Raw genomic sequence first — 20,891 nt, 5'->3', positions numbered from 1 at the left:
GCCGGCGCGTGGGCGGCCGTGCCCCGGGGGCCGTACGGCTCGTGGATGCCCGTGCCGGGGACGGAGGCGGCCGTACCCCGGGGGCGGTGCGGTTACGAATGCCGGTGCCGGGGACGGAGGCGGCCGTACCCCAGCGGCCGCACGGCTCGCGGATGCCCGTGCCGGGGACGGAGGCGGCCGTGTCCCCGGGGCGCAGCCCCGGTGGGGGCCCGGGCGCAGCCCCGGTGGGGGCCCGGGCGCAGCCCCGGTGGGGGCCGGGGGCAGCCCCGGGAAACGGAGAAAGGGCGGGTAGGGGATCTGTCTCGCTGCGCCAACCGACCGCACCCGGCCTGTGTCCGTGCCGGCGCGGGACTGGTAACCGGCAGGGCCAGCGCAGCGGACCCACCGGGCCGGGACCCGGACCCGGGTCGGGGACCGCACCCCCCGGGCCGGGCCCCGACCCGCCGGGCTGGGGCCCGAACCTGCGGGGCCGCGGTCCGAACCCATCGGGGCGGGGCGGGACCCACCGGGGGCCCGAACCTGCGGGGCCGGGGTCCGGACCCACCGGGACGGGGCCGGACACGCCGGGGCGGTCGCCGGACCCAGGGGCGGGGTTGGGCCGCGCCCCCGGCCGGTGCCGGGGCCGGGCCGGTGGGGGGCGGCGCGGGCTGGGGGCCGGCCAGGGTTGCGGGCCGGGGCCCCGGGGGGTCAGACGGATTCGCGGATGCGGAGGGCGCGGGCGAGGTCGTCGAGCTGGTCGACGAGCTTGCGGCGCAGCGCGGGGATGAGGTCGGTGTCCTTCAGGCAGGTGCGGCCCGCTTCGAGGGCTTGGGTGTCGACGGCGTGGACGGGGAAGGCGTGGCGGCCGGCGGCTTCGGCCATGGCGGGGCCGCGGCGGTCGGCGAGGGCGACGGCGTCGGCGTAGTAGCGGGTGACATGGTCGCGGGTGAGGTCGGCCTGTTCGGGCTGCCAGAAGCCCTGGGCGGTGGCGGTGAAGAGGTAGTTGGAGAGGGAGTCGTCGGCGAACATGCGCTGCCAGGCGGCGGCCTTGGCCTCGGGGTCGGGGAGTGCGGCGCGGCAGCGGGCGGCGCCTTCCTGGCCGGCGGCGCTGGGGTCGCGGTCGAGTTCGGCGGCGATGTCGGTCTCACCGACGGCGCCGAGTACGGAGAGGCGCGCGAGGATGCGCCAGCGCAGCTCGGGGTCGAGTTCGGGGCCGCCGGGGACGGTGCCGTCGGCGAGCCAGGCGGCGATGGTGTCGGGCTGGGTGGCGGCGCCGATGAAGGCGCGTACGGCGGCGAGGCGGAGGCCGGGGTTGTCGCCGTCCTCGGTGCGGCGGATCAGGTCGCGGCAGATGCCGGTGATGGTGGCGAGGGCTACGGGCCGCTCGGCGGGGGTGACGTACCGGTCGGCGATGTGGGTGTGGGCGAAGGCGAGGACGCCCTGGACGAGGGCGAGGTCGGTTTCGCCGGGGAGGTGCGCGCGGGCGGCTTCGAGGTAGGCGAGGGGGGCGAGTTCGCCGTCGCGGACCATGTCGCGGGCGGCGTTCCAGACCACGGCCCGGGTGAGGGGGTCGGGGATGCCGGAGAGGGCGCGCAGGGTGGTGTCCCAGGAGGCGGGGTCGAGGCGGACTTTGGCGTAGCTGAGGTCGCCGTCGTTGAGGACGATGAGGGCGGGGCGGCGGCCGAGTGCGGAGATGACCTCGCCGGTGGGTACGTCGACGCCGAGGCGGTCGCGGAGTTCGAGGCGGCCGGGTGCGCCGGGTACGTCGTCGTAGGTGCCGACGGTGATGTGGTGGGGGCGGGAGCCCTGGTGGCCGACGGTGAGGGTCCAGCCGCCGTCGCGTTCGTCGACGCGGGGGGTGAGGGTGTCGACGCCGGTGGTGCGGAGCCAGGTGTCGGCCCAGGTGTGGACGTCGCGGTCGGTGGAGGCGGCGAGGGAGTCGACGAAGTCGGCGAGGGAGGCGTTGCCGAACTTGTGGCGGGCGAAGTGGGTGTTGATGCCGGCGAGGAAGTCGGCTTCGCCGAGCCAGGCGACGAGCTGGCGGAGGGCGGAGGCGCCCTTGGCGTAGGAGATGCCGTCGAAGTTGAGGAGGGCGGAGGCGGTGTCGGGGACGGCGTCGGGGTCGGGGGCGACGGGGTGGGTGGAGGGTCGCTGGTCGGCGTCGTAGCCCCAGGCCTTGCGGGAGACGCCGAAGTCGGTCCAGGTGTCGGTGAAGCGGGTGGCTTCGGTGAGGGTCTGGTAGCCCATGTACTCGGCGAAGGACTCGTTGAGCCAGATGTCGTCCCACCAGCGGAGGGTGACGAGGTCGCCGAACCACATGTGGGCCATCTCGTGGGCGATGACCATGGCGCGGGTCTGGCGTTCGGTGTCGGTGACGGCGGAGCGGTAGACGAACTCGTCGCGGAAGGTGACGAGTCCAGGGTTCTCCATGGCGCCGGCGTTGAACTCGGGGACGAAGGCCTGGTCGTACGAGTCGAAGGGGTAGGGCTCGGTGAACTTCTCGTGGTAGCGGTCGAAGCAGTCCTTGGTGATGCCGAGGATCTCGTCGGCGTCGGCGTCGAGGTGGGGGGCGAGGGAGCGGCGGCAGTGGATGCCGAAGGGCAGGCCGGCGTGCTCGGTGCGGATGCTGTGCCAGGGGCCGGCGGCGACGGCGGCGAGGTAGGTGGAGATGAGGGGGGTGGTGGCGGCGCGCCAGGTGCCGGCGCCGTCCTCGCGGTCGGCGGTGCGCTCGGTGATGCCGTTGGCGAGGACGGTCCAGTTGCGGGGTGCGGTGACCTCGATGTCGAAGCGGGCCTTGAGGTCGGGCTGGTCGAAGGCCGCGAAGACGCGCTGGACGTCGTCGAGGAAGAGCTGGGTGTAGACGTACGTCTCGCCGTCGGTGGGGTCGGTGAAGCGGTGCATGCCCTCGCCGGTGCGGGAGTAGCGCATGGCGGCGTCGACGCGGAGTTCGTGGGGGCCCTCGGTGAGGGCGGTGAGCGGCAGGCGGTTGCCGTCGAGGAGGGCGGGGTCGAGGGGCTGTCCGTCGAGCGTGGCGGAGCGGAGTTCGGCCGGTTTCAGTTCCACGAACGTGTCACCGGCGGTGTGCGCGGTGAAGGCGATGACGGTGGTGGAGTCGAAGGTGTCGTCGCCGGTGGTGAGGTCGAGTGCGATGGAGTACCGCTGTACGTCGAGGAACCGGGCTCGGGTCTGCGCTTCGTCGCGCGTCAGTACGGACATGGCCCCCATGCTGCCCGAAAGGGCCCCCTTGACGGCAGGGGCCCCGGGGTGGGTCCGGGTCTCGGCGGGCCGGGTGGTTCCGGCGTGCGGGCCCGGGTGGTCCCCCCGGCGTGCGGGCCGGCGGTCCCGGCGTGCGGGCGGGTGGTCCGGGCGTGTGGGCCCGCGGTCCCGGCGTGCGGGCCGGCGGGGCTGGCCTGCGCCTAGTCGTCCTGGTCGGCGGCGATGGTCTCGTGGTGGCGGATGACCTCGGCGATGATGAAATTCAGGAGCTTCTCGGCGAACGCGGGGTCGAGCTTGGCGTTCTCGGCGAGCTGGCGGAGGCGGGCGATCTGGCTGGCCTCGCGGCCGGGGTCGGCGGGGGGCAGGTGGTGCTTGGCCTTGAGGTGGCCGACCTGCTGGGTGCATTTGAAGCGCTCGGCGAGCATGTGGACCACGGCCGCGTCGATGTTGTCGATGCTGTCCCGCAGTCGGGACAGTTCCTCACGGACGTTCTCGTCGATGTCGCTGGTGTTCATGGGGCCTGAGCCTACCGGCGGGCGGGGATCAGATCATCGGCCAGTCGGTCCGTGAGACGGGTACCGGCCAGGGCTGCTCAGAGGGGCAGCAGGGCGGTGACCAGCCAGCCCCCTTCGGGGGTGGGTCCGGCCGTGAGGGAGCCGCCCATGGCCTCGGCGCGTTCGGTCATGCCGGCGAGGCCGAAGCCGCCGCCGCGGGCCTTGTCGGCGAGGCGGGCGGGGTGGCCGCCGTCGTCGGCGACGCGCACTTCGAGTCCGGTGGGGACGGTGCGTACGCCGATGCGTACGGCGGTGGCGCCGGCGGCGTGCTTGGTGATGTTGGTGAGGGCTTCGAGGACGATGCGGTGGGCGGTGGCGGCGACGTCGCCGGGGACGCGGCCGTCGAGGCCCGGTTCGACGTGGAGGGCGACGGGCGGGCCGGTGGCCGAGAAGCGCTCGGCGAGTTCCCTGATCTGTGCGAGGCCGGCGACGGGGGCGGTGCCGGGGCCGGGGGCGTCGTCCTCGCGGAGGATGCGGACGAGGCGGCGCATGGCGCCGAGTGCCTCCTCGCCGGCGCTCTGGATGCGGTCGAGGGTACGGGCGGCCTGCTCGGCGTCGGCTCCGGTGAACCGGGCGGCGCGGGCTTCGACGACGATGCCGGTGACGTGGTGGGCGACGAGGTCGTGGAGTTCGCGGGCGAGTTCGAGGCGCTCGGCGGTGCGTACGGCGCGCAGTTCGCGGACGCGCTGGACGGCTTGGAGGCGCAGCAGCAGGGAGTAGGCGGCGACGACGACGGTGAGGACGGAGAAGAGCAGGGTGAAGCGGCCGGGGTCGAGGTCGCGGACGGGGACGGCCGTGCAGCCGGCGCCGAGGAGGGGGCCGAGGACGGCGGCGGTGCGGGCGGGGGCGCGGAGCAGGACCTGGGAGAGGAGGACGAGGAGGGCGACGGCCTCGCCGATGCCCCAGACGGTGAGGGGGCGGTGGAGGGTGATCAGGGTGATCGTGGCGGTCCAGGTGACGGTCGCGGCGAACCAGGCGCGGCCGAGGAGGGGCAGGCCGGGCCAGGGTGCGGCGCTGAGGCAGACGAGGAGTCCGGCGCCCCAGACGACGGCGTGGGGGACGGTGGGCTGGCCGGCGAGGACGAGGCCTTCGAGGGTGACGAGGGCGAGCAGGACGAGGGTGAGGGCGAGGCGGGCGCCGTCGGCGGCGCGGGGGTGACGCCGGGCCCAGCGGGCGACGGGGCTCACGGGGTGCCCGCGGCCAGTCCGCTCTCCCAGGCCCAGGCGGCGATCTCGACGCGGTTGCGGGCGTCGAGTTTGGTCTGGACGTTGGCCAGGTGGGTCTTGACGGTGGAGAGGGACACGTAGAGCTCGGCGGCGATCTCGGCGTTGGTGCGGCCGCGGGCCAGGCAGCGGACGACTTCCCGTTCGCGTTCGGTGAGGGGTTCGGCGGGGCGGCGGGCGGCCTCTGCGGCGGGGGTGCGGGGGGCCATCTCGCGGAGCAGGCGGACGGTGATGGCGGGTGAGACGAGGGAGTCGCCGACGGCGGCGGCGCGGACGGCCTCAACCAGCATGGCCGGGCTCGCGTCCTTGAGGAGGAAGCCGGAGGCGCCGCCGTGCAGGGCGGCGTGGACGTATTCGTCCAGGTCGAAGGTGGTGACGATGACGATGCGCGGGGTGGTGCGGCCGGCGAGCCGCCGGGTGACCTCGAGTCCGTCGAGCCGTGGCATGCGGATGTCGAGGAGCAGGACGTCCGGCTGGTGGCGTTCGACGGCGGTGAGGGCGGCCTCTCCGTCGACGACGTCGTCGAGGACCTCGATGTCGGGCTGGCTCTCCAGGATCATGCGGAATCCGGTCCGGACCATGTCCTGGTCGTCCGCGATGACCACCGTGATCGCCATGGGTTGCCTGCCCCTGTGTCGCCCGTCGTCAGCCAGTCCTTCCCATGGGACCGGGGGGCCGGACGGCCCGCAACCGCAGCGGGGGCCGTGGGGAGGGGCGTACGGGGCCGGGACGGGGCGGTGCCGGCTCCGCGGTGCCGGGTTCGAGGGTAGGTGGGGGCGGGGCGGGGTGCCTCGTCCTTCCGGCCGGTTCTCGGCCGGCCGGAAGGACGGGGGTGGGTGCCCCGCGGGGGGTCCGGTGCGTGGGTGCCGGCGGGTCCGGGGGTGGCGGGCGGCCGGGCCGGGGACGGGAGCCCGGCCGCCCGGGGCGGGGACCGCGGGGTCCCCGCGTACTGCGGGATCCGGGGGGTGCCGGGGAGTCACGGGGTCCGTGGGCTCCCCGGGATCCGCGGGTCCGGCGGGGTCAGAGGCCCGCGGCCGCGCTCTTGATGGCCGCGGCGAAGGTGGAGACCTCGGTGTAGACGCCTGGGTAGCCGGCGCGGGCGCAGCCCTCGCCCCAGCTGGTGATGCCGACCTGGATCCAGGCGCCGGCGGCGTCGCGGCGGAACATGGGGCCGCCGGAGTCGCCCTGGCAGGTGTCGACGCCGCCCTGCGGGAAGCCGGCGCAGATCTCCTCGCCCTTGATCAGGGAGGAGCCGTACGCGGCGGCGCAGTCGGTGTCGGACACGAAGGGGACGTCGGCCTTGAGGAGGTAGCGCTGCTGGGAGCCGCCTTCGCGGGCCGCTCCCCAGCCGGCCACGGTGAAGGTGCCGGTGTTGTACTGGGTGGTCTCGGCGATCTTGAGGGTGGGCAGGTTGATGGGCTGGGCGAGTTTGATCAGGGCCCAGTCCTTGCCGTTTCCGTTGTAGCCGGGGGCCTGGAGGACCTTGGTGGAGCGGACCTTGATGGCGCTGGAGCTGCGCAGGTCGACGACGCCGGCGGTGGCGGTGATGGAGGTGTTGTTGCCGGAGCCGCTGACGCAGTGGGCGGCGGTGAGGACGATCTGCTGGGTGTAGAGGGCGCCGCCGCAGCCCATGGAGAGGCGGACCATCCAGGGGAATTCGCCCTGGGCGGCGCGGACGCCGCCGACGACGGGCTGGGGCGCGGCCGTGGCGGTGGCGGGCTGGAGGCTGAAGGCGGCGAGTGCGACGGCGGCCGCGGCGAGGGTGCGCCTGACGAGCCGGCGGGCGAGGGAGCTCTTCCGGTTCCGTATGGAGTTCAACACACTGCCTTTCGTGGGGGGTGGGGCCGTGCGTGGCCAGTCCGCGCGGACCGGCCGGACATGACGCGTCCATGTCACATCCCTGCGCGAGGAGGCGGCAAGAAGGGGTTTTCGGCCAATCACGGACGGAGGCGGACCGGGTGAACCGGACCAGCGCGATCGAGCACGGCTTCCCCCACCTGGAGACCGTGCGCGCGGCGGTCACCGCCCTGCACCGGCGCCTGTCCGCGGACGGGATCCGCTCGTACGCGCCCGCCTTCGCCCCCGCCGACGCGGCGTTCCCCCGCGGGGACGACCTCCACCTCGGCGCGCAGCGGGTGGCCTCCGCCCTGGTCCGGCACTTCAGGCTGCCCGACGCCCGCGTGGTCGTGTCCTTCCGGCGGATGGAGGAGGCCGCGAGCGTCGAACTGGCCGCGGGCCCGGAGTACTTCGTCGAGCTCAACGACCGCTTCCGCGAGCACCGCCGGGACGTCGCCGCCGCCCTCGCCCACGAGATCGCCCACGTCTTCCTGCACCGCCTGGACCTGGGCTTCCCCGGCACCCGCGCGAACGAGATCCTCACCGACACCGCCACGGCCTACCTCGGCGCCGGCTGGCTGCTGCTCGACGCCTACCGCGAGGACGCCCTCACCCACCAGAAGCTCGGCTACCTCACGCCCGAGGAGTTCGGGTACGTGCTGGCGAAACGGGCCGACCTGCTGGGCGAGGACCCCTCCCCCGCCTTCACCAGCCCGCAGGCCTGGCCCGCGTACCTGCGCGGCCGCGAACTCGCCCGGCAGGACGCCCGCCGGGCCCCCCTCGCCGCCGCGCCCTGGAGCGAGCGGCGCCGGTACGCGCGCGAGCGCCGCCACGCGCTCGCCCGCCCGGGGTCACCCCACGCCCCGGCCGGGCTCCCGTACCGCTTCGAGGGCCCCGCGGGCGCACCCCGGGTGACCTTCCCCTGCCCGGTCTGCCACCAGCGGGTGCGCGTCCCGGTACGCGGCCCCGTGCGGGTCCGCTGCGGGCTGTGCCGCAGTCCGCTCGACTGCGACACGTGAATCCGCCCGGTGCCGTACGGGAGTTCGGCCGGCGCGCGAAACGGGTTCCCCCGATCTGGTGACGGCGCTCCACGGACGTTGATCCTTCCGGGGCGCATGAGGCGCGTGAGGGCGCGTGCCACCTGCGGCGTGCTGCCGGAAGCCGCGCGGAGCGGTGTCGGGCCTGCGGCCGAATGCGCTACTCCTGGATACGGAGAGTGAGAGATCCACCTCAAGGAGTAGTCGGAATGTCTGTAGACGCGGGGGCGGCGACCCCCTCGGTGACCGCCCACCAGATCCAGCTCAGCCTCAGCACCGCGGCCGCCCGGAACCTGGCGACCACGACCAAGTCCGAACCCCAGATGCAGGGCATCAGCTCGCGCTGGCTGCTGCGGAAGCTGCCCTGGGTGCACACCCCGGGCGGCGTCTACCGCGTCAACCGCCGCCTGTCGTACGTCGTCGGCGACGGCCGCGTCACCTTCGTCAAGAGCGGCTCCCAGGTCCAGGTGATCCCGGCCGAACTCGCCGAACTCCCGCTGCTGCGCGGCTTCGACGACCCCACCGCGCTCGGCGCGCTGGCCGAGAAGTTCGTCCAGCGGGAGTTCGAGCCGGGCCAGCTCATCGTCCAGGCCGGCGCCCCCGCCGACCACGTCTACCTCGTCGCGCACGGCAAGATCGAGAAGGTCGGCCGCGGCCCGTACGGCGAGGAGGCCGTGCTCGGCCGCTTCGGCGACGGCGACACCTTCGGCGGCCACACCCTGGCCGACTCCGACGGCGTCGTCTGGGACTACACCGCCCGCGCCGCCACCGCCGTGACCCTGCTCGCGCTCCCCCAGGCCGCGTACCAGGCGGTCGCCGACCAGTACGAGGGCCTGCGCGCACACGTCACGGAGCAGCGGAACACCAGCGGCTCGAACGGCTACAAGACCAACAAGGCCGGCGAGAAGGCCATCGAGCTGAGCGCCGGCCACGTCGGCGAGGCGACGCTGCCGGGCGCCTTCGCGGACTACGAGCTCACGCCCCGCGAGTACGAGCTGAGCGTGGCCCAGACGGTCCTCAAGGTGCACAGCCGGGTCGCCGACCTCTACAACCAGCCGATGAACCAGACCCAGCAGCAGCTGCGCCTGACCATCCAGGAGCTCCGCGAGCTCCAGGAGTACGAGCTGGTGAACAACCCGGAGTTCGGGCTGCTCAACAACGCCGACTTCGACCAGCGCATCCAGACCCACTCGGGCCCGCCCACCCCGGACGACCTCGACGACCTGATCAGCATGCGGCGCGGCACGCAGTACCTGTTCGCCCACCCCAAGGCGATCGCGGCCTTCGGCAAGGAGTGCAACAAGCGCGGCCTGAACCTCGGGAACGTCGACGTGGACGGCCACCACATCCCGGCCTGGCGCGGCATCCCCATCCTCCCCTGCGGGAAGATCCCGATCTCCGACCAGCACGCGTCCTCGATCATCGCCGTGCGCACCGGCGAGGACAACGAGGGCGTGATCGGCCTCTACCAGACCGGCCTGCCGGACGAGGTCGAGCCCAGCCTGAACGTCCGCTTCATGGGCATCGACGAGCGGGCGATCATCTCCTACCTGGTCACCGCCTACTACTCCGCCGCCATCCTCGTGCCCGACGCGGTCGGCGTGCTGGAGAACGTCGAGGTCCGTCCGCGCGCCTGAGCCGGGCCGCCCCGCGGCTGCCACCCTCCCCCGCGGCCGCCCGTTCTGACGATCCGTCCGCCCCTCGGGGTTCAGGACGGGCGGCGGCTGGGTAAGGAGAAGGTGTCGCGTGAGCCAAGAGCCGGGCCCGACCTCCCCGCCAGGGGGCCGGGCCCGGTTCGCGTCCCGGGCCGTCCGGGGCCCGGGACGCGGACAGGCGCCCGGGCCGGGCGGTACGCCGGTCAGCGCGCCCCGTACACCGGCTGCGGCGGCTCCGCCGCGGCCAGCAGCTTCGCCGCCGCCTCCCCCGCCTCGGCCGGGGTCCAGCGGGCGCCCTTGTCCGCGGTGGGGCCCGGCCGCCAGCCCTCCATCACGGTGATCCGGCCCGCCTCGGCCTCGAAGACCCGGCCGGTCACCCCCGCGGAGGCGGCCGAGCCCAGCCAGACCACCAGCGGCGAGACGTTCTCCGGCGCCATCGCGTCGAACTCCCCCTCCCCCGGCGCCGCCATGGTCGCGGCGAAGGTCTGCTCGGTCATCCGGGTCCTGGCGGCCGGGGCGATGGCGTTGACCTGGACGCCGTACCGGCCCATCTCGGCGGCCGACACCAGCGTGAGGCCGATGATCCCGGACTTGGCCGCGCTGTAGTTGCCCTGGCCGACGGAGCCGAGCAGGCCCGCCCCCGAGCTGGTGTTGACCACCCGGGCGGCCGGCTCGCGGCCCGCCCTGGCCTCGGCCCGCCAGTGCGCGGCGGCGTGCCGGAGCGGCAGGAAGTGGCCCTTGAGGTGGACCCGCATCACCGCGTCCCAGTCGTCCTCGCCGAGGTTGACCAGCATCCGGTCGCGCAGGAAGCCCGCGTTGTTCACCAGCGTGTCCAGCCGCCCGAAGGACTCCAGCGCCGCCGCGACCAGGGAGGCCGCCCCGGCATCCGTGGCGATGTCGCCGCCGTGCGCGACGGCCCGGCCGCCCGCGGCCTCGATCTCTTCCACCACCCGGGCGGCGGGACTCTCGGGGTCCGGCCGTCCGTCCAGGCCCACCCCGAGGTCGTTGACCACCACGCGGGCGCCCTCGGCGGCGAACGCGAGCGCGTGCGCGCGGCCCAGGCCACGCCCCGCGCCCGTCACGATCACGACCCGGCCTTCACAGATCCCCATGTCACCGCTCCTTGTTGACGGTTGCCGCATCCAGGAAAGCGGGGCGCTCGCCGCCCCCGTGCACCAGCAGGCTCGCCCCGCTGACGTAGGCCGCCCGGTCCGAGGCCAGGAAGACCGCCGCCTCGCCCACCTCGTACGGGTCGGCGAGCCGGCCGAGCGGCACGGTCGCACCGACGGCGGCGACGCCCTGCTCGTCGCCGTAGTGCAGGTGGGCCAGTTCGGTCCGCACCATGCCCAGGACCAGGGAGTTCACCCGCACCTCGGGGGCCCATTCCACGGCCATCGAGCGGGCCAGGTTCTCCAGGCCGGCCTTGGCCGCGCCGTAGGCCGCCGTGCCCGGCGAGGGGCGGGTGCCGCTGACGCTGCCGATCATCACGACGGAGCCGCGGGCCGCGCGCAGGTGCTCGTACGCCGCGAGGGAGGCGGTGAGCGGGGCCGTCAGGTTGAGTTCCAGCACCCGGGCGTGCCGCGCCGCGCCGCCCTCGGCCAGTGGCCGGTGGGGGGTGCCGCCCGCGTTGTTGACCAGGCAGTCCAGGCGGCCGTGGCGGCGTACGGTCTCGGCGAAGAACGCGTCGGCGGCGGCCGGGTCGCGCAGGTCCAGGGGAACGTACTCGGCCTTCCCGGCGTCGGTTGCGACCGGCCGGTCGGGCGGTCTGCGGGCGCACACGACGACCTTCGCGCCCGCGTCGAGGAAGGCGCGGGCGATGCCCGCGCCGACGCCCCGGGTTCCGCCGGTGACGACGGTGACCCTCCCGTCGAGCTCCATAGGCTGCTACCTTCCACGCCTAACAAATGTTTGGTGGAAAGGTAGCTGATCCGCTCATGGGTGTCTCCACCTCCAGCCCGGACAAGGGCATCGCCGTCGTCACCGTCGACTTCCCGCCCGTTAACGCGCTCCCCGTCAGCGGCTGGTACGACCTGGCCGACGCGGTACGGGCCGCCGGGCGCGACCCCGAGGTCCGCTGCGTGGTCCTGGCCGCCGAGGGCCGGGGCTTCAACGCCGGGGTCGACATCAAGGAGATGCAGCGCGACACCGGGCACCAGGCCCTGATCGGCGCCAACCGGGGCTGCTACGAGGCCTTCGCGGCGGTCTACGAGTGCGAGGTCCCGGTCGTGGCCGAGGTGGCCGGCTTCTGCCTCGGGGGCGGCATCGGCCTGGCCGGCAACGCCGACGCCATCGTGGCGAGCGAGGACGCCACGTTCGGCCTGCCGGAGCTGGACCGCGGCGCGCTCGGCGCCGCCACCCACCTGGCCCGGCTGGTCCCCCAGCACCTGATGCGCGCGCTGTACTACACCTCCCGCACGGCCACCGCGGCCGAGCTGCACGCCCACGGCTCGGTCTGGCGGGTGGTGCCGCGGGCGGAGCTGCGGGCGGCCGCGCTGGAGCTGGCCGGGGAGATCGCCCGCAAGGACGGATCCCTGATCCGCCTGGCGAAGGCGGCCATCAACGGGATCGACCCGGTGGACGTGCGGCGCAGCTACCGCTTCGAGCAGGGCTTCACCTTCGAGGCCAACCTCAGCGGGGTGGCCGACCGGGTCCGGAACACCTTCGGCGGCAAGGAGAGCTCGTGAGCGACAAGACCATGACCCCGGACGAGGTCGCCGGGCGGCTGTGCAGCGGGATGACGCTCGGGATCGGCGGCTGGGGCTCGCGGCGCAAGCCGATGGCCCTGGTCAGGGCCCTGCTGCGGACCTCCGTCACCGACCTCACGGTGATCTCGTACGGCGGCCCCGACGTGGGCCTGCTGGCGGCGGCCGGCCGGATCCGCCGGCTGGTCGCGCCCTTCGCGACCCTCGACTCGATCCCCCTGGAGCCGCACTTCCGGGCGGCGCGCGAGTCCGGCGCCTTCGAGCTGACGGAGCTGGACGAGGCGATGTTCATGTGGGGGCTGCACGCGGCCGCCAACCGGCTGCCCTTCCTGCCGGTCCGGGCCGGCCTCGGCTCGGGGGTGATGGAGGTCAACCCGGGCCTGCGGACGGTGGTCTCCCCGTACGAGGACGGCGAGGAGTTCGTCGCCGTGCCCGCGCTGCGGATGGACGCGGCGCTGGTGCACCTCAACCGGGCCGACCGCCTGGGCAACGGCCAGTACCTGGGCCCCGACCCCTACTTCGACGACCTGTTCTGCGAAGCCGCCGACGACGCGTACGTCTCCTGCGAGCAGCTGGTGGAGACGGCCGAGCTCACCAAGGAGGCGCCGCCGCAGTCGCTGCTGGTCGGCCGGCACAGCGTCACCGGCGTCGTGGAGACCCCGAACGGCGCCCACTTCACCTCCTGCGCCCCCGACTACGGGCGCGACGAGGCCTTCCAGAAGCTGTACGCGACCACGCCCTGGCCGGAGTTCGCCGGGCGCTTCCTGTCCGGCGCGGGCGAGGACGACTACCAGCGGGCCGTGGCGGCCTGGCGCGAGGAGCAGCGATGACGGCGACGACCGTGACCAGGGCCGAGTACTGCGTGATCGCCTGTGCTGAGGCCTGGCGCGACAACGGCGAGGTGCTGGCCAGCCCGATGGGCCTGATCCCCTCGATCGGGGCGAAGCTGGCCCGCCGCACCTTCTCCCCCGACCTGCTGCTGACCGACGGCGAGGCGATGCTGGTCCGCGACGACGGGACGGTCGAGGGCTGGCTGCCGTACCGGCGCCACCTCACCATGGTCACCGGCGGCCGGCGGCACGTGATGATGGGCGCCTCGCAGATCGACCGGTACGGAAACCAGAACATCTCCTGCATCGGCGACTGGGCCCGGCCCGCACGACAGCTGCTCGGCGTCCGCGGGGCACCGGTGAACACGCTGAACAACCCGGTCAGCTACTGGATCCCGAAGCACTCGCCGCGGGTGTTCGTCGAGCGCGTCGACATGGTCTCGGGCGTCGGCCACGACCGGGCCGCCGCGGCGGGCCCCTCGGCGTCCCGCTTCCACCGCATCCCGCGGGTGGTGACCAACCTCGGCGTGTTCGACTTCGCGACCCCGGACCGGTCCATGCGGCTGGCCGCCCTGCACCCCGGGGTGGAGGTCGCCGAGGTCGAGGCGGCGACCGGGTTCGCCCTCGCGGTGCCGGAGGACGTGCCGTACACGCGGGAGCCCACGACGGCCGAACTCCGGCTGATCCGCGAGGAGCTGGACCCGCGCGGCGCCCGCGAACGGGAGGTGCCCGCCTGATGGAGACGGCACTGACCAAGCTCGTCGGGGTGCGGCACCCGGTCGTGCAGACCGGGATGGGCTGGGTGGCCGGCCCCCGGCTGGTGTCGGCAGCGGCGAACGCCGGGGCCCTGGGCATCCTGGCCTCCGCGACGATGACGCCGGACCAGCTGCGGTCGGCGGTGCGGGAGGTCAAGTCCCGTACGGAGGAGCCCTTCGGGGTCAACCTGCGGGCGGACGCCGGGGACGCCGCCGAGCGGGCCGAGCTGATCATCGCCGAGGGCGTGAAGGTCGCCTCCTTCGCACTCGCGCCGTCCCGTGAGCTGATCCTGCGGCTGAAGGACGCGGGCGTCGTGGTCGTGCCGTCCGTCGGGGCGCGCCGGCACGCCGAGAAGGTCGCGGCCTGGGGCGCCGACGCGGTGATCGTGCAGGGCGGCGAGGGCGGCGGGCACACCGGGGAGGTGGCCACGACCGTGCTCCTGCCGCAGGTCGTGGACGCGGTGGACATCCCGGTGGTCGCGGCGGGCGGCTTCCACGACGGGCGGGGGCTGGTGGCGGCCCTGGCGTACGGGGCGGCGGGCATCGCGATGGGCACCCGGTTCCTGCTGACCTCGGACTCGACCGTGCCGGACGCGGTCAAGGCCCGCTACCTGGCGGCGGCCGTGAAGGACGTGACCGTCACCACCGCGGTCGACGGGCTGCCGCACCGGATGCTCCGTACCGAGCTGGTCGAGTCGCTGGAGCGGGCGGGCCGCGCCCGGCGGCTGGCCCGGGCGGTCCGGCACGCGGCCGGGTTCCGGCGGATCTCCGGGCTGACCTGGTCGCGGATGGTGCGCGACGGGCTGGCGATGAAACACGGCAGGGACCTGTCCTGGAGCCAGGTCCTGCTCGCCGCGAACACCCCGATGCTCCTCAAGGCGTCCATGGTCGAGGGCCGTACGGACCTCGGAGTCATGGCATCAGGCCAGGTCGCGGGCGTGATCGAGGATCTGCCTTCGTGCGCGGAACTCGTCAGCCGGGTCATGGCCGAGGCACAGCAGGTGATGGACCAGCTGCCAAGGAGTGACACATGAGCCGTGCTCGAAGAATCCGCCTGGTGACGACCGGAGTGCTGCTCTCCGCGCTCGCCATCGGGCCACTCCCCGTAACGGCGGCCGCCGCGCCGGGGCCGGCCGCCCACCCGCGCCCCCGGGCGTGGGCCGACGAACCGATCCGGCAGGTACCCCTCCAGGGCGCGGTGAACGTCCGCGACCTGGGCGGTTACTGGACGTACACCGGCGGCCGGGTGCGCCAGGGACTGGTGTACCGGGCCGACGCCCTGAGCAGACTGACCCCGGCGGACACGACCACCGTCGCCGGTCTGGGCCTGACCAGGGCCGTGGACTTCCGCATCCCGATGGAGGTCCAGTACGACGGCACCGACCGGCTGCCGCCCGGGCTCGCGGTGACCTCGCGCCCGGTGAGCGACCTCGGCCTGTTCGGGACGCTGATCGGTGCGATCGGCAGTGGCGACCCCGTGAAGCAGGAGCAGATCCTCGGCGGCGGGCGGGCCGAGGCGTACATGCGCGACATCTACCGCACGTTCGTCACGAACCCCGAGAACCGGGCGCAGTTCGCGACGACGCTGCGGGAGATCGCCGACGGCGCGCAGGGGCCGCTGCTGTACCACTGCACGTCCGGGAAGGACCGGACGGGCTGGATGAGCTACGTGCTGCTGCGGGCGCTGGGGGTGCCGGAGTCCTCGGCCGCGCGGGACTACCTGGCGTCGAACACCTTCCGCGGCGCGTACGACGCCAAGGTGCGGGAGGGCCTGAAGCTGTCGGGCCGGATGCAGAACCCGGACCTGCTGATCCCGCTGCAGGAGGTGCGGCAGGACTACCTCGACGCGGCGACGGCGCAGCTGGCCGCCGACTACGGCGACTTCTACGGCTACCTCACGAGGGGGCTGGGGCTGGACCTGCGCACGCTGGCGAAGCTCCAGAACAAGATGGTCCGCTGACCGCGGGCAGGGGTGCGGGATGCCGGTGCCGGGGCGACCGCCCCGGCACCGGCATCCGCCGCTTCGTGCGGCGGGCGGGTCAGGCGCCGCTGCGGCGCCGGCCCTGGGTGCCGATCCGGCTGCGGGCGGAGGCGGCGGCAGCGCCGCCGGAGGCGCTCGCGGTGCGGCCGGCACCGGAGGCGCCCGCCGTCCGGCCGCCACCGGAAGCGGTGGCGCGGGTGGCGCCGCCGCCCTGGCGGGCCGGGGTCTGGCCACCGCCGCCGCCCGAGCCGCCGCGGCGGGTACGGGTGCCGGCGGCGGAGGCGGAGGCCTTGGCCTCGCCCGCCGCGGCGGAGCCGTTCCGGGCGCGGCGGGGGCGGGAGCCGCCCGTGGCCGCGGTGCCCTGGGCGGCGGACCCGGCGGAGCCGCGCGAGCGGCGGGGCTTCTTCGGGGCGGCCGGGGCCTGCGGGGCCGGGACCTCGATGGTGACCGGGACGCCGGAGGGCTCGCGGGCGCCGGTCAGCTCGGTCAGCGCCGCGTCGGACGACTTGATCTGCGCCGTCTTCGGGGAGATGCCGGCGTCGGACATCAGGCGGGACACGTCCCGCTTCTGGTCCGGCAGGACGAGCGTGACCACGCTGCCGGACTCGCCGGCGCGGGCGGTGCGGCCGCCGCGGTGCAGGTAGTCCTTGTGGTCGGTCGGCGGGTCGACGTTCACGACCAGGTCGAGGTCGTCGATGTGGATGCCGCGGGCGGCCACGTTGGTGGCGACGAGCGCGGTGATCTGCCCGTTCTTGAACCACTCCAGGGTGCGGTTGCGCTGCGGCTGGGAGCGGCCGCCGTGCAGGCCGGAGGCCCGCACACCGCTCGCGAGGAGCCGCTTGACCAGCCGGTCCACGGAGCGCTTGGTGTCCAGGAACATGATCACGCGGCCGTCGCGGGCCGCGATGCGGGTGGTGACGGCCTTCTTGTCGGTCTCGTCCAGGACGTGGAGCACGTGGTGCTCCATGGTCACGACAGCGCCCGCGGAGGGGTCGACGGAGTGCGTGACCGGGTCCACCAGGAACTGCCGGACCAGCTTGTCGACGTTCTTGTCGAGGGTCGCGGAGAACAGCATCCGCTGGCCGCCCTCCTCGACCTGCTTGAGCAGGGCGGTGACCTGGGGCAGGAAGCCCATGTCGGTCATCTGGTCGGCCTCGTCCAGCACGGTGATCGACACCTGCGCGAGGGTGCAGTCGCCCCGGTCGATGAGGTCCTTCAGGCGGCCCGGGGTGGCGACGAGCACCTCGGCGCCACGCGCGAGGGCGCTCGCCTGCCGGTTGATCGACATGCCGCCGACGACGGTGGCGATCCGCAGGCTCAGCGAGGTGGCGTACGGGGAGAGGGCGTCGGTGACCTGCTGCGCGAGCTCGCGGGTCGGTACGAGGACCAGCGCGAGCGGCGCCCTGGCGGCGGCGCGGCGGCCGGCCGTACGGGCCAGCAGGGCCAGTCCGAAGGCCAGGGTCTTGCCGGAGCCGGTGCGGCCCCGGCCGAGCAGGTCGCGGCCCGCGAGGGAGTTCGGCAGGGTGGCGCCCTGAATGGGGAACGGCTCGGTGACGCCCTGCGCGGCCAGCGTCTTCAGGAGCGCGGCCGGCATGTCCAGGTCAGCGAAGGACGCGACCGGCGGCAGGGCCGGGGTCAGCGTCTCGGGCATGGTGAATTCCTGCGGGCGGGCGGCGGGCCGGCGGCCCTTGTCCTGACCCTTCTTCGCGTCCGGCTTCTTCGGCGCGGCCGGGCCGTTCTTCGACGACGACGCGGGGCGCCGGCGGGCGGGACGGCGGGCGGAACGTTCGGAGCTGGAGCTGGTCATGCGGGGGAAGGCCTCCTGAGCCTGGAATTACAGCACAAGCCGGGGCCCGCACCTGGCGGTGCGGGCCCCGGCTCTCGCTCAAAGAACGCGCGGTGGGCGCGTCACTGAGATCAGGCGGGGACGATGTTCTCCGCCTGCGGGCCCTTCTGGCCCTGCGTGACGTCGAAGTTCACGCGCTGGCCCTCCTGGAGCTCACGGAAGCCCTGGGTGGCGATGTTCGAGTAGTGGGCGAAGACGTCGGGGCCGCCGCCGTCCTGCTCGATGAAGCCGAAGCCCTTTTCCGAGTTGAACCACTTCACGGTGCCGGAAGCCATAATGCTCTCCTGATAGGTGACGGGGACCCATCCGGAGTTGCCGGAAAAACAATAAAGCGCCTGCGGATCATTTCCCGTCAGGCGCACATAAAGTTCATGGGTACCACAACTGCAACACCTCTACGGTAACACACGCCGGCCGGGTGTTGCCGCCCCGAGCCCGGGCGACCGCCCCTCGGGAGACCCGGCGGGGCGGCCGCCGGCCGCCGCGCGCTCCGGCGGCGGCCGCCGGAGCCCGGTCAGAGGCGTTCGACGATGGTGACGTTGGCCTGGCCGCCGCCCTCGCACATGGTCTGCAGGCCGTAGCGGCCGCCGGTGCGCTCCAGTTCGTGCAGCAGGGTGGTCATCAGCTTCACGCCGGTGGCGCCCAGTGGGTGGCCCAGCGCGATCGCGCCGCCGTTGACGTTGACCTTCTCCGGGTCGGCGCCGGTCTCCTTCAGCCAGGCCAGCACCACCGGCGCGAAGGCCTCGTTGATCTCCACCAGGTCCATGTCGCCGATGGACATGCCGGTCTTCTTCAGCGCGTAAGCGGTGGCGGGTATGGGCGCGGACAGCATCCGGATCGGGTCCTCGCCGCGCACCGAGAGGTGGTGGATCCGGGCCCGGGGCGTGAGGCCGTGCTCGGCGACGGCCCGCTCGGAGGCGATGAGCATCGCCGCCGCGCCGTCGGAGACCTGAGAGGAGCAGGCCGCCGTGATGGTGCCGCCCTCCAGCACCGGCCGGAGCCCGGCCATCTTCTCCAGGCTGGTGTCGCGGCGGGGGCCCTCGTCCGTGGTCACGTCGCCGTACGGGACCACCTCGCGCGCGAAGCGGCCCTCGTCGATCGCGCGCACCGCCCGCTGGTGCGAGCGGAGGGCGAACTCCTCCATGTCGCGGCGGGAGATGCCCCACTTCTCCGCGATCAGCTGGGCGCCGTGGAACTGGTTGACGGGCGCGTCGCCGTACCGGGCCCGCCAGCCCGCGCTGCCCAGGTACGGGCCCTCGGTGAGCCCGAGCGGGTCGGCCGCCTGCCGGGAGGCGAACGCGATGGGGATCATCGACATGTTCTGGGTGCCGCCGGCGACGACCAGGTCCTGGGTGCCGGACAGCACGCCCTGCGCGGCGAAGTGCACCGCCTGCTGCGAGGAGCCGCACTGCCGGTCGATGGTCACGCCCGGCACCTCCTCGGGGAGCCCGGCGGCCAGCCAGGCGGTCCGTGCGATGTCCCCGGCCTGCGGTCCCACGGTGTCCAGGCAGCCGAAGACCACGTCCTCGACGGCGGCCGGGTCCACTCCGGAGCGCTCCACCAGGGCCTTGAGCACGTGCGCGCCGAGATCGGCCGGGTGCACGCCGGCCAGCCCTCCCCTGCGGCGGCCGACGGGGGTGCGGACCGCTTCGACGATGTAGGCCTCGGGCATGGCGGGGGCTCCTTCTCGGTGTGCGCGGGACGGCTTACGTGCGTACGGCGATCCCGTCCAGCACCATCGACAGGTACTGGCGGGCGATCTCCTCGGGGCTGTGCTGTCCGCCGGGCCGGTACCAGGAGGCGGCGACCCAGACGGTGTCGCGGACGAACCGGTAGGTGAGCCGGATGTCGAGGTCGGCGCGGAAGACCCGGGCGGCCACCCCGCGCTCCAGCGTCCCGAGCCAGGCCTTCTCGAACTTGACCTGCGACTCCGTGAGGTAGCCGAAGCGGGGCTGGACGGCGAGGTGACGGGATTCCTTCTGGTAGATCGCGACGGCGGCGCGGTGCCGGTCGATCTCGCGGAAGGACTCGGTGACGAGGGCCTCGATGGTCTCGCGGGGGCCGAGGCCGGCGGCGAGCACGGCGTCGTAGCCCTCCCAGAGCTCGGTCAGGAAGGCGGAGAGGATCTCGTCCAGCATCGATTCCTTGGAATCGAAGTGGTAGTAGAGGCTGCCGGCGAGCATGCCGGCCTCGTCCGCGATCTTCCGCACGGTGGTGGCGTTGTAGCCCTGCGCGGCGAACACCTCGGCGGCGATGGCGAGGAGTTCGGCCCGGCGCTCGGGCGAGGGCGTCATCTGGGACTTCTTCGTGGGCACGCCACCATTCTGGCCCCGGTGGTCACCGGGCCGGACGCCGCCGGCCCGGCCCGGTCCGCGACCACGGCCCGGGTCGTGTCGCCGCGGGCCCCGCCTGGTCCGAGAGCCACGGCCTAGGCCCGCTGGCTGCTGACGGAGACGGTCTCGCCGGTCATGTACGACGAGTAGCCGCTGGCCAGGAAGACGATCACGTTGGCGACCTCCCAGGGTTCGGCGTACCGGCCGAAGGCCTCGCGGGCGGTGAGTTCCGCCAGCAGCTCCGGGGTGGTCACCTTCACCAGGTGCGGGTGCATGGCCAGGCTGGGGGCCACGGCGTTGACGCGTACGCCGAACTCCGCGGCCTCCAGGGCGGCGCAGCGGGTCAGGGCCATCACGCCGGCCTTGGCGGCGGCGTAGTGGGCCTGGCCGGTCTGCGCGCGCCAGCCCACCACGGAGGCGTTGTTGACGACCACTCCGCCGCGGCCGGCGGCCCGGAAGGCGCGCAGGGCGGCGCGGGTGCAGCGGAAGGTGCCGTTCAGGGTGACGTCGAGGACGCGGGACCACTGTTCGTCGGTCATGTCGACCAGGTCGGCGGTGCCGCCGAGTCCGGCGTTGTTCACGACGAGGTCGAGGCCGCCGTGGCGCTCCCCGGCGTACGAGAACAGGGCCTGCACCTGGGTCTCGTCGGTGACGTCGCAGGGCAGGGCGGCGACCCGGTCCGGCCCGAACTCGTCGGCGAGGGCGGCCGCGGACTCCTTGAGGCGGCGTGCGTGCGCGTCGCTGACGACGACGGCGGCGCCCTCCTCCAGGAAGCGGCGCGCGGTGGCCCCGCCGATGCCGGCTCCGGCGGCGGCGGTGATGACGGCGGTCCGGCCGTCGAGGAGGCCGTGGCCCCGTACGTACTCGACGCTGCTCATGGCGGTACGTTAACCTGCCAAACGCTTGTTAGGGAAGCGCCTGAGGGGCGTCCGTGCGGCGGTCGG

At 74.0% G+C, this 20,891-nt stretch carries 19 protein-coding genes; 7 read left to right on the top strand and 12 right to left on the bottom strand.

Annotated features, from left to right (window positions below):
• Nucleotides 1-687 precede the first annotated feature (687 nt).
• The 5 genes from pepN to ACIQUQ_RS08015 form a co-directional block, all read right to left on the bottom strand.
• Nucleotides 688-3,195 (bottom strand): aminopeptidase N, encoded by a 2,508-nt coding sequence (gene pepN / locus ACIQUQ_RS08035; protein WP_403972532.1) that lies wholly within the window; start codon nucleotides 3,193-3,195, stop codon nucleotides 688-690.
• A 200-nt stretch (nucleotides 3,196-3,395) separates the two neighbouring features.
• On the bottom strand, nucleotides 3,396-3,710 hold the full coding sequence (locus ACIQUQ_RS08030; protein ID WP_399940021.1) for a chorismate mutase: 315 nt from the start codon (nucleotides 3,708-3,710) through the stop codon (nucleotides 3,396-3,398).
• 77 nt (nucleotides 3,711-3,787) lie between these two features.
• Complete coding sequence (locus ACIQUQ_RS08025) at nucleotides 3,788-4,936, bottom strand: sensor histidine kinase (protein WP_403972530.1); 1,149 nt, start codon at nucleotides 4,934-4,936, stop codon at nucleotides 3,788-3,790.
• Nucleotides 4,933-5,589 carry a response regulator gene (locus ACIQUQ_RS08020; protein WP_403972528.1) on the bottom strand — a complete coding sequence of 219 codons (657 nt, stop codon included), beginning with the start codon at nucleotides 5,587-5,589 and terminating at the stop codon, nucleotides 4,933-4,935. The genes ACIQUQ_RS08025 and ACIQUQ_RS08020 overlap by 4 nt, the downstream gene beginning before the upstream one ends.
• Before the next feature lie 403 nt (nucleotides 5,590-5,992).
• Nucleotides 5,993-6,790: a S1 family peptidase gene (locus tag ACIQUQ_RS08015; RefSeq protein ID WP_403972525.1), complete on the bottom strand. Its 798-nt coding sequence runs from the start codon at nucleotides 6,788-6,790 to the stop codon at nucleotides 5,993-5,995.
• Between the two features lie 140 nt (nucleotides 6,791-6,930).
• On the opposite strand from ACIQUQ_RS08015, the gene ACIQUQ_RS08010 reads away from it, so the two are divergent.
• Both ACIQUQ_RS08010 and ACIQUQ_RS08005 read left to right on the top strand, forming a co-directional pair.
• Nucleotides 6,931-7,827, top strand: coding sequence for a hypothetical protein (locus ACIQUQ_RS08010; protein ID WP_403972522.1), 897 nt, complete (start codon nucleotides 6,931-6,933; stop codon nucleotides 7,825-7,827).
• Nucleotides 7,828-8,054: 227 nt separating this feature from the next.
• Complete coding sequence (locus ACIQUQ_RS08005; protein WP_403972520.1) at nucleotides 8,055-9,482, top strand: family 2B encapsulin nanocompartment shell protein; 1,428 nt, start codon at nucleotides 8,055-8,057, stop codon at nucleotides 9,480-9,482.
• Nucleotides 9,483-9,703: 221 nt separating this feature from the next.
• On the opposite strand, the gene ACIQUQ_RS08000 is transcribed toward ACIQUQ_RS08005, so the two are convergent.
• Nucleotides 9,704-10,612: an SDR family oxidoreductase gene (locus ACIQUQ_RS08000; RefSeq protein WP_403972518.1), complete on the bottom strand. Its 909-nt coding sequence runs from the start codon at nucleotides 10,610-10,612 to the stop codon at nucleotides 9,704-9,706.
• Between the two features lies 1 nt (nucleotide 10,613).
• Entirely contained in the window at nucleotides 10,614-11,378 is a 765-nt protein-coding gene (locus ACIQUQ_RS07995) for an SDR family oxidoreductase (protein WP_403972515.1), read from the bottom strand.
• 56 nt (nucleotides 11,379-11,434) lie between these two features.
• Between ACIQUQ_RS07995 and ACIQUQ_RS07990 the strand changes: the two genes are divergently transcribed.
• The 5 genes from ACIQUQ_RS07990 to ACIQUQ_RS07970 are packed head-to-tail and all read left to right on the top strand — an operon-like array spanning nucleotide 11,435 to nucleotide 15,747.
• Nucleotides 11,435-12,184, top strand: a complete 750-nt coding sequence (locus tag ACIQUQ_RS07990; protein ID WP_403972513.1) for an enoyl-CoA hydratase family protein — start codon at nucleotides 11,435-11,437, stop codon at nucleotides 12,182-12,184.
• Nucleotides 12,181-13,032, top strand: a complete 852-nt coding sequence (locus ACIQUQ_RS07985) for a CoA transferase subunit A (protein ID WP_403972510.1) — start codon at nucleotides 12,181-12,183, stop codon at nucleotides 13,030-13,032. The genes ACIQUQ_RS07990 and ACIQUQ_RS07985 overlap by 4 nt, the downstream gene beginning before the upstream one ends.
• Complete coding sequence (locus ACIQUQ_RS07980) at nucleotides 13,029-13,769, top strand: CoA-transferase subunit beta (protein WP_403972507.1); 741 nt, start codon at nucleotides 13,029-13,031, stop codon at nucleotides 13,767-13,769. Before ACIQUQ_RS07985 ends, ACIQUQ_RS07980 begins: the two co-directional genes overlap by 4 nt.
• Nucleotides 13,769-14,821, top strand: coding sequence for an NAD(P)H-dependent flavin oxidoreductase (locus ACIQUQ_RS07975; protein WP_403972504.1), 1,053 nt, complete (start codon nucleotides 13,769-13,771; stop codon nucleotides 14,819-14,821). The genes ACIQUQ_RS07980 and ACIQUQ_RS07975 overlap by 1 nt, the downstream gene beginning before the upstream one ends.
• Nucleotides 14,818-15,747 (top strand): tyrosine-protein phosphatase, encoded by a 930-nt coding sequence (locus tag ACIQUQ_RS07970; protein ID WP_403972502.1) that lies wholly within the window; start codon nucleotides 14,818-14,820, stop codon nucleotides 15,745-15,747. Before ACIQUQ_RS07975 ends, ACIQUQ_RS07970 begins: the two co-directional genes overlap by 4 nt.
• Before the next feature lie 79 nt (nucleotides 15,748-15,826).
• On the opposite strand, the gene ACIQUQ_RS07965 is transcribed toward ACIQUQ_RS07970, so the two are convergent.
• From ACIQUQ_RS07965 to ACIQUQ_RS07945, 5 genes are all read right to left on the bottom strand, one after another.
• Nucleotides 15,827-17,575: a DEAD/DEAH box helicase gene (locus ACIQUQ_RS07965; protein ID WP_403972500.1), complete on the bottom strand. Its 1,749-nt coding sequence runs from the start codon at nucleotides 17,573-17,575 to the stop codon at nucleotides 15,827-15,829.
• Nucleotides 17,576-17,685: 110 nt separating this feature from the next.
• Nucleotides 17,686-17,889, bottom strand: coding sequence for a cold-shock protein (locus ACIQUQ_RS07960; protein WP_399939986.1), 204 nt, complete (start codon nucleotides 17,887-17,889; stop codon nucleotides 17,686-17,688).
• Between the two features lie 239 nt (nucleotides 17,890-18,128).
• On the bottom strand, nucleotides 18,129-19,286 hold the full coding sequence (locus ACIQUQ_RS07955; RefSeq protein ID WP_403972498.1) for an acetyl-CoA C-acetyltransferase: 1,158 nt from the start codon (nucleotides 19,284-19,286) through the stop codon (nucleotides 18,129-18,131).
• A gap of 34 nt (nucleotides 19,287-19,320) precedes the next feature.
• Nucleotides 19,321-19,908, bottom strand: a complete 588-nt coding sequence (locus ACIQUQ_RS07950) for a TetR/AcrR family transcriptional regulator (RefSeq protein WP_403972906.1) — start codon at nucleotides 19,906-19,908, stop codon at nucleotides 19,321-19,323.
• A 134-nt stretch (nucleotides 19,909-20,042) separates the two neighbouring features.
• The gene (locus ACIQUQ_RS07945; RefSeq protein ID WP_403972496.1) at nucleotides 20,043-20,825 is read right to left on the bottom strand and encodes an SDR family oxidoreductase; all 783 of its coding nucleotides are present in this window, start codon (nucleotides 20,823-20,825) and stop codon (nucleotides 20,043-20,045) included.
• Nucleotides 20,826-20,891 lie beyond the last annotated feature (66 nt).

The organism is Streptomyces sp. NPDC101118 (assembly GCF_044759445.1).
GTDB lineage: Bacteria > Actinomycetota > Actinomycetes > Streptomycetales > Streptomycetaceae > Streptomyces.
The sequence above is the reverse complement of the archived record's forward strand: the minus strand, read 5'-3'. Positions and strand labels throughout refer to the sequence as shown.

Bases quoted from the DNA above. Each gene is read 5' to 3' on its own strand.
- ACIQUQ_RS07960 (WP_399939986.1), bottom strand. From the start codon at position 17,889: ATGGCTTCCGGCACCGTGAAGTGGTTCAACTCGGAAAAGGGCTTCGGC.
- ACIQUQ_RS07945 (WP_403972496.1), bottom strand. From the start codon at position 20,825: ATGAGCAGCGTCGAGTACGTACGGGGCCACGGCCTCCTCGACGGCCGG.
- ACIQUQ_RS07995 (WP_403972515.1), bottom strand. From the start codon at position 11,378: ATGGAGCTCGACGGGAGGGTCACCGTCGTCACCGGCGGAACCCGGGGC.
- ACIQUQ_RS07965 (WP_403972500.1), bottom strand. From the start codon at position 17,575: ATGACCAGCTCCAGCTCCGAACGTTCCGCCCGCCGTCCCGCCCGCCGG.
- ACIQUQ_RS07970 (WP_403972502.1), top strand. From the start codon at position 14,818: ATGAGCCGTGCTCGAAGAATCCGCCTGGTGACGACCGGAGTGCTGCTC.
- ACIQUQ_RS08000 (WP_403972518.1), bottom strand. From the start codon at position 10,612: ATGGGGATCTGTGAAGGCCGGGTCGTGATCGTGACGGGCGCGGGGCGT.
- pepN (WP_403972532.1), bottom strand. From the start codon at position 3,195: ATGTCCGTACTGACGCGCGACGAAGCGCAGACCCGAGCCCGGTTCCTC.
- ACIQUQ_RS07955 (WP_403972498.1), bottom strand. From the start codon at position 19,286: ATGCCCGAGGCCTACATCGTCGAAGCGGTCCGCACCCCCGTCGGCCGC.
- ACIQUQ_RS07950 (WP_403972906.1), bottom strand. From the start codon at position 19,908: ATGACGCCCTCGCCCGAGCGCCGGGCCGAACTCCTCGCCATCGCCGCC.
- ACIQUQ_RS07980 (WP_403972507.1), top strand. From the start codon at position 13,029: ATGACGGCGACGACCGTGACCAGGGCCGAGTACTGCGTGATCGCCTGT.
- ACIQUQ_RS08030 (WP_399940021.1), bottom strand. From the start codon at position 3,710: ATGAACACCAGCGACATCGACGAGAACGTCCGTGAGGAACTGTCCCGA.
- ACIQUQ_RS08020 (WP_403972528.1), bottom strand. From the start codon at position 5,589: ATGGCGATCACGGTGGTCATCGCGGACGACCAGGACATGGTCCGGACC.
- ACIQUQ_RS07990 (WP_403972513.1), top strand. From the start codon at position 11,435: ATGGGTGTCTCCACCTCCAGCCCGGACAAGGGCATCGCCGTCGTCACC.
- ACIQUQ_RS07975 (WP_403972504.1), top strand. From the start codon at position 13,769: ATGGAGACGGCACTGACCAAGCTCGTCGGGGTGCGGCACCCGGTCGTG.
- ACIQUQ_RS08005 (WP_403972520.1), top strand. From the start codon at position 8,055: ATGTCTGTAGACGCGGGGGCGGCGACCCCCTCGGTGACCGCCCACCAG.